The organism is Pseudomonas sp. fls2-241-TYG-175 (assembly GCF_030209155.1).
Taxonomy (GTDB): domain Bacteria; phylum Pseudomonadota; class Gammaproteobacteria; order Pseudomonadales; family Pseudomonadaceae; genus Aquipseudomonas; species Aquipseudomonas viridiflava.
In genome coordinates, this window is the sequence record NZ_JARVSO010000014.1 from 238,939 (window position 1) to 245,997 (window position 7,059).

Sequence of the window (7,059 nt, forward strand, 5' to 3'; positions counted from 1 at the left end):
GTCCACGGCTACCGTTTGGAAATTCCCGGTCGCATAGAAGGCCCAACACTGGCACGCTTGGCAGCTAGTCTTGTTCATCTTCCGATGATGAACTGCCTCAAGGAGCGTGCATGGCATCCCTGGCCCCGTCTTCACAGGATCGCTGGCTCGATCTGAACGATGTACTCCGTGATCTGGTCGCCCAAGGCTTGCTCAGTCAGGACGACGCAGAAACAGCGGTCACCCAGCGGCGCAGCGCCGCGAACATTCAACTGCACCCGCTCGCCTTTCTGGCCAGCCAGCAGTTCGATGACCTGAAACGTCCCGGCAAGAAGCTCGACCTCGAAACGCTGACCGCCTGGCTGGCGAACGCCTGTGGTCAGCCCTACATGCGCATCGACCCGCTGAAAATCAACGTCGCGGCCGTTACACCGCTGATGTCTTACGCCTTCGCCCAGCGCCACAAGATCCTGGCCGTGGCCGTTGATCGCGAATCGGTCACCATCGCCAGTTCGCAGCCTTATGTGCGCGCCTGGGAAGCCGATCTGGAGCACGTGCTGAAGCTGCAGATCAAACGCGTGGTCGCCAACCCGATAGACATCCAGCGCGTTGGGGTGGAGTTCTTCAGGCTGGCGAAATCGGTCAGCGGCGCCAGCGCCACCGAACAGAAAGTCAGCAACATGGGCAACTTCGAACAGCTGCTCAAGCTCGGCGCCAGCGATCAGGAGCCCGATGCCAACGACGCGCACATCGTCAACATCGTCGACTGGCTGTTCCAGTACGCATTCCAGCAGCGCGCCAGCGATATCCACATTGAACCCCGGCGCGAACAGGGCACGGTGCGCTTTCGTATCGACGGGGTGCTGCACAACGTCTACCAGTTTCCGCCGCAGGTGGTCATGGCGATTGTCAGCCGCCTGAAGAGCCTGGGACGTATGAACGTTGCCGAAAAGCGCAAGCCGCAGGACGGCCGGGTGAAGACCACGACGCCGGAGGGTGGCGAGGTGGAATTGCGCCTGTCGACGCTGCCCACGGCGTTCGGCGAAAAGATGGTGATGCGGATCTTCGACCCCGAGGTGCTGCTCAAGGACTTCGACCAGTTGGGTTTCTCCAGCGATGACCTGCGGCGCTGGCAGGAAATGACCCGCCAGCCGAACGGCATCATTCTGGTCACCGGCCCGACCGGTTCCGGCAAGACCACGACGCTGTACACCACGCTCAAGAAGCTGGCGACCTCGGAGGTCAACCTCTGCACCATCGAAGACCCGATCGAGATGGTGGAGCCGGCGTTCAATCAGATGCAGGTCCAGCACAACATTGACTTGAATTTCGCCAGCGGCGTGCGCGCGCTGATGCGACAGGACCCGGATATCATCATGATCGGCGAGATTCGCGACCTGGAAACTGCCGAAATGGCGATTCAGGCAGCGCTGACCGGTCACCTGGTGCTGTCGACCCTGCACACCAACGACGCGCCCAGCGCCATCAGCCGGATGCTGGAGCTCGGCGTGCCACACTATTTGCTCAAGGCGACGATCCTGGGCGTCATGGCCCAGCGTCTGGTGCGCACCCTGTGCCCGCACTGCAAGGCGCCGATCAACCTGAACGAGACCGACTGGCAGACCCTGACACGCCCCTGGCAGGCGCCGGTGCCGTCCGGCGCGCATCAGGCCGTGGGTTGTGTGGAATGCCGGGATACCGGCTACAGGGGCCGTGCGGGGGTGTATGAGATCATGGTGATGTCTGATGCGGTGAAGTCACTGATCAGCGCGGACCTGGACCTCACGGCCATGCGCAGGCAGGCCTTCAAGGAAGGCACGCGCAGCCTGCGTCTGTCCGGTGCCCAGAAAGTGTCTGCCGGATTGACTACTATTGAAGAGGTGCTGCGCGTGACGCCGCAAAGCGAACAGCGCTGAAAGCGTGAAGCCGCAACACCTGAGGCGGAGCTGGCAGGGCACGCGGCGGCTAAAGTGAACAAGCTGGTACACATTGATTGAACTAGTACGTGACTTTGGCTATCCAACCCGTCAGAACAACCACAGTTGGAGTACCTCACCATGCGTCTCAAGTTTGCTGTCGCCACCGTTGCCTTGCTTTCCATCCCGATGGGTTCAGCGATGGCTGACACCTTTTGGCGTAACGTGATTTCCTCGGGTGCCACCACTGGCTCGACTTACCTGACCTTCAAGGATCACAAGCTGATCGTTGCCGCTCAGGACGACGCAGGCAGCTTTGTTGCCAGCGACGGCGGTATCCGAGGCCCGTTCCTGGAAGCGGCCATCCAGCAGGTTCGCCAGGACAACCCAGGCCTTAAGGCTACCGACATGGAACTGGCCAACGCGATCCTGGACAAGAATCTGGTTGCCGAAAACCAGTAATTGTCCTCAAAAAAAAGCCGCTCGATTGAGCGGCATTTTTTTGTCCGGCGTTTACTCGCCGATCGCGCTCTTGTAGCCGTCGGCGTCCAGCAGCTTGGCCAGATCGGCAGAGGCATCGGTTGGCTTGAGCTTGAAGATCCACGAAGCATAAGGGTCATTGTTGAGCCCTTCTGGCGTGCCTTGCAGATCGTCATTCACAGCAATCACTTCGCCGGCAACTGGCGAGTAGATATCCGAAGCGGCCTTGACCGACTCGACAACGCCTGCAGCATCACCAGCCGCGAAGGTTTTGCCGATTTCCGGCAGCTCGACGAAAACGACATCGCCCAACGCTTCCTGTGCGTGATCCGAGATACCGACTGTTACGGTACCGTCAGCTTCCAGATGCGCCCATTCATGGCTTTCGGCGAAACGCAGTTCGGCGGGAATATTGCTCATTTAGTCATCCTCAACATCGGGGTCAGCGGAAAACCCGCCAGATTAGGTTAGATCAGGGCTTTGCCATGACGCACAAACGCTGGCTGCACGACCCTCACCGGGTACCACTTGCCGCGGATTTCGACCTCGGCGCGGTCAGCGGTGGCCATCGGAACGCGTGCCAGAGCAATCGACTTGCTTAGCGTAGGAGAGAAACTACCACTGGTTATCTCACCTTCGCCAATTTCTGCGATGCGTACCACCTGTCGGGCACGCAGCACACCGCGCTCTTCAAGCACCAGCCCCACCAGCTTGGAGGCGATGCCTGCGGCTCGCTCGGCCTCAAGCGCCCGACGTCCGATGAACTCACGTTCGGCAGGCTCCCACGCAATGCTCCACGCCATGTTCGACACCAGCGGCGAAGCGTTTTCGTCGATATCCTGACCGTACAGGTTCATGCCAGCCTCGAGGCGAAGAGTGTCGCGCGCGCCCAGGCCGATCGGGGAAATACCGGCACCGACCAGATCATTGAAGAAACCCGGAGCCTGCTCGGCGGGCAACATGATTTCCAGTCCGTCTTCGCCGGTGTAGCCGGTGCGGGCGATGAACCAGTCAGCGTTGTCATGGCCTTCGAAAGGTTTGAGCTGGCGAATCAGATCAGCACGGGCACTGGTTACCAACTCGGCGATTCTGCTTCTGGCCTGCGGACCCTGAATGGCCAGCATGGCCATCTCGCTGCGCTCGACCAGTTGCACGTCGAACCCTTCCAGCCGGGACTGCATCCAGGCGAAGTCCTTGGCGCCGGTCGCCGCGTTGACGACCAGCCGATAACCGCTGGTCGTGAGGTAGACGATCATGTCGTCGATGATGCCGCCATGACTGTCCAGCATGGCGCTGTAAAGCGCCCGACCCGGCGTCTTGAGCCTGTCGACGTCATTGGCCAGCAGGTAACGCAGCCAGGCCTTGGCCTGACTGCCGTGCACATCGATCACATTCATATGCGAGACATCGAAGACCCCACAGTCGCGACGCACCTGATGGTGTTCCTCGACCTGCGATCCGTAATGCAACGGCATGTCCCAGCCACCAAAATCGACCATCTTCGCGCCGAGCGCGAGGTGCAGGTCAAAGAGTGGGGTACGCTGTCCCATGGGTTTCTCCTTCCGGGCGTGGCGAAGGTGCGGGCAGACACATCACGGCAAGCCCCCCGCTGAGTCGGGGTTTGCAACCAATAAAGCGTGTCGAATTGTCTGACAGACCGCACCAATTGCGGCGCATTGTAGCCGCAAGGTGATGGCCCCGCACCTAGCTAATCTGACGGGCAGAGCGGCGAATCAGCCCGATGACGGGCAACAGGCCGACCAGCACCAGCGTCAGGGCGGGCAATGCAGCGCGCGCCCACTCGCCTTCACTGGTCATCTCGAAAATGCGCACGGCCAGCGTATCCCAGCCAAAGGGGCGCATCAGAAGGGTCGCCGGCATTTCCTTGAGCACGTCAACGAACACCAGCAGCGCGGCACTCAAGGCACCTGGAACCAGCAATGGCAGATACACGTTGAGAAACAACTTCGGTCCGCTGACACCCAGACTGCGCGCTGCTTCAGGCAGCGAAGGACGGATACGCGAAAGACTGTTTTCCAGTGGACCGAAGGCCACAGCGATGAAACGCACCAGATAGGCCAGCAGCAAGGCAGACAGACTGCCCAGCAGCAGTGGCTTGCCCGCTCCGCCGAGCCAGCCCGACAAGGGGATGACCAGTTCGCGGTCCAGGTAACTGAACGCCAGCATGATCGACACCGCCAGCACCGACCCCGGCAACGCATAGCCCAGATTGGCCAGGCTCACGCCCGAACGGATCGCAGGTGTGGGCGCCATGCGCCGTGCGAAAGCCAGCACCAGCGCGGCGCTGACGGTAATCAACGCCGCCATGCCGCCCAGATACAGGGTATGCAGGATCAGACCGGTGTAACGCTCGTCCAGATCGAAGCGGCCCCGCTGCCAGACCCAGACCACCAGTTGCAGCACGGGCACGACAAACGCGCAGAGAAACACCAGCCCACACCAGAACGTCGCAGCCAGTGCCTTGAGCCCGCGCAGGTGATAAAGCGCCTTGCCTCGCGGGCGCTCGTTGGTCGCACGGCTCGCGCCTCTCGCACGACGTTCGCCATACAGCAGGATCAGCACCGCCAACAACAGCAGGCTGGCCAGTTGCGCCGCGCTGGACAGGCTGAAGAACCCGTACCAGGTCTTGTAGATGGCGGTGGTGAAGGTGTCGAAATTGAACACTGATACGGCTCCGAAATCCGCCAGTGTTTCCATCAACGCGAGCGCCACACCCGCACCAATGGCCGGGCGTGCCATCGGTAAGGCCACGCGCCAGAAGGCCTGCAACGGCGATTGCCCAAGCACACGTGCCGCTTCCATCAGGCCTTTGCCCTGCGCCAGAAACGCCGTGCGTGCCAGCAGGTAGACGTAGGGATAGAACACCAGCACCAGAACGATGATCACCCCGCCCGTGGAGCGCACCCGGGGCAGCCGCAGGCCGCTGCCCAACCATTCGCGCATCAGCGTCTGCACCGGGCCGGAAAAGTCCAGCAGACCGACGAAGACGAAGGCGAGCACATAGGCCGGAATCGCAAAAGGCAGCATCAACGCCCAATCGAGCCAGCGCCGTCCCGGAAACTCGCACAGACTGGTCAGCCACGCCAGGCTCACACCCAGCAGTGTCACACCCACGCCGACGCCAACGACCAGAATCAAGGTGTTGCCTAGCAGACGCGTCATCTGGGTGTCGAGCAGGTGCGACCAGATCTGCTGATCGATGCTTTGCCAGGAAAGCAGCAACACGCTCAGCGGCAACAGCACCAGCGCGGCGATGGCAAAGACCAGTGGATACCAGCGGCGTTGGGCAGGATGGGCCAAGGGGTTCTCGAAGTCGGTAAAGGAATGATCGTGCCTACGCTCCGCGTGGGCATGCAGCCCGTGACGCTCCGCGTCACATTCGAGAGCGGATGCAGAGCGTCCTGAGCGGCATTACCACGCGGAGTGAACGATCAGAGGTCGCGTATTAAATCAATTCCAGCCCGCGCGATCCATCATGCGAATGGCTTCTGCCTGACGCTTGCCCGCCACCTCGACAGGAATGGTATCGGCCTTGAACTCGCCCCAGCTCGCCACTTCATCGGAAGGCGCCACCTTAGGGTTGGCCGGGAATTCCTGGTTCACGCTGGAGAAGATCTTCTGCGCCTCAGGACTGGTCATCCATTCAACCAGCGCCTTGGCGGCGTCCGGGTGTGGCGCATATTTGGTCAGACCAATACCCGACAGGTTGACGTGCACGCCACGGTCGGCCTGGTTCGGCCAGAACAGCTTCACTGCCAGATCCGGGTTCTGCTTGTGCAGACGGCCGTAGTAGTAGGTGTTGACGATACCCACGTCGCACTGCCCGGCGTTGATTGCCTCAAGCACGGCGATGTCGTCGGAGAACACATCGGTGGAAAGGTTGTTGACCCAGCCCTTGAGAATTTTCTCGGACGCTTCGGCACCGTGGGTCTCGATCAACGTGGCAGTCAGCGACTGGTTGTAGACCTTCTTGGCCGTTCGCAGGCACAGACGGCCTTCCCAGTTCTTGTCGGCAAGCGCTTCGTAGGTCGTCAGTTCAGCGGGCTTCACACGGTCCGTCGAGTAGGCAATGGTCCGCGCCCGCAGACTCAAGCCGGTCCATCCATGGGCGGACGAGCGATATTGCGGCGGAATGTTGGCTTCGATGACCGGCGAGATGAACGGCTGGAGGATGCCCATCTGCTCGGCCTGCCAGAGGTTGCCTGCATCGACGGTCAGCAGCAGGTCGGCGGTCGCGTTCTCACCCTCGGCCTTGATGCGCTGCATCAGCGGCGCTTCCTTGTCAGTAATGAACTTGATCTTCACGCCGGTCTTGGCGGTGTAGGCATCGAACACCGGCTTGATCAGCTCGTCGATGCGTGAGGAATACACCACCACTTCGTCGGCCGCCTGAGCGGCGCCGCCCAGCAGAGTCAGTGTCAGAGCAGCCAGAAGACGCTTGCTTGCCTGCATGAAGGTATCTCGCGTTCGCAAATGAGGCGAAATGGTAGTGAATCCCATTTGCTATCTCAATCGAAGAGGCGCTGGAGGCGTTACTGGATGTTGCAGACAGAACGCGTTTGGAAGACTGATCGTGCCCGCTCCGCGCTCGTCGTTATACACAAGTCATCCTGGAGGAATACGATGATGATCGTTCCTACGCTCTGCGTGGGAATGCCTCCCA

General features: G+C 60.9%; 6 protein-coding genes. 2 read left to right on the forward strand and 4 right to left on the reverse strand.

Annotation, left to right across the window (positions count from 1 at the left end; genetic code table 11):
- Positions 1–110 precede the first annotated feature (110 nt).
- Positions 111–1,895 (forward strand): type IV pilus assembly ATPase TfpB, encoded by a 1,785-nt coding sequence (gene tfpB / locus QRN20_RS12665; RefSeq protein WP_029242930.1) that lies wholly within the window; start codon positions 111–113, stop codon positions 1,893–1,895.
- Positions 1,896–2,036: 141 nt separating this feature from the next.
- Positions 2,037–2,357 (forward strand): DUF2388 domain-containing protein, encoded by a 321-nt coding sequence (locus QRN20_RS12670; protein WP_004880598.1) that lies wholly within the window; start codon positions 2,037–2,039, stop codon positions 2,355–2,357.
- A gap of 51 nt (positions 2,358–2,408) precedes the next feature.
- Here QRN20_RS12670 and gcvH read toward each other — a convergent pair whose 3' ends face one another.
- From gcvH to QRN20_RS12690, 4 genes are all read right to left on the reverse strand, one after another.
- Positions 2,409–2,795 (reverse strand): glycine cleavage system protein GcvH, encoded by a 387-nt coding sequence (gcvH, locus tag QRN20_RS12675; RefSeq protein ID WP_069142705.1) that lies wholly within the window; start codon positions 2,793–2,795, stop codon positions 2,409–2,411.
- Between the two features lie 47 nt (positions 2,796–2,842).
- Positions 2,843–3,925 (reverse strand): glycine cleavage system aminomethyltransferase GcvT, encoded by a 1,083-nt coding sequence (gene gcvT / locus QRN20_RS12680; RefSeq protein ID WP_122605640.1) that lies wholly within the window; start codon positions 3,923–3,925, stop codon positions 2,843–2,845.
- Positions 3,926–4,079: 154 nt separating this feature from the next.
- A complete protein-coding gene (locus QRN20_RS12685; RefSeq protein WP_122544784.1) occupies positions 4,080–5,696 on the reverse strand; it encodes an ABC transporter permease in 1,617 nt (538 codons plus the stop codon).
- Between the two features lie 150 nt (positions 5,697–5,846).
- On the reverse strand, positions 5,847–6,848 hold the full coding sequence (locus QRN20_RS12690) for an extracellular solute-binding protein (RefSeq protein ID WP_122469292.1): 1,002 nt from the start codon (positions 6,846–6,848) through the stop codon (positions 5,847–5,849).
- Positions 6,849–7,059 lie beyond the last annotated feature (211 nt).

Bases quoted from the DNA above. Each gene is read 5' to 3' on its own strand.
- tfpB (WP_029242930.1), top strand. From the start codon at position 111: ATGGCATCCCTGGCCCCGTCTTCACAGGATCGCTGGCTCGATCTGAAC.
- QRN20_RS12670 (WP_004880598.1), top strand. From the start codon at position 2,037: ATGCGTCTCAAGTTTGCTGTCGCCACCGTTGCCTTGCTTTCCATCCCG.
- gcvH (WP_069142705.1), bottom strand. From the start codon at position 2,795: ATGAGCAATATTCCCGCCGAACTGCGTTTCGCCGAAAGCCATGAATGG.
- gcvT (WP_122605640.1), bottom strand. From the start codon at position 3,925: ATGGGACAGCGTACCCCACTCTTTGACCTGCACCTCGCGCTCGGCGCG.
- QRN20_RS12690 (WP_122469292.1), bottom strand. From the start codon at position 6,848: ATGCAGGCAAGCAAGCGTCTTCTGGCTGCTCTGACACTGACTCTGCTG.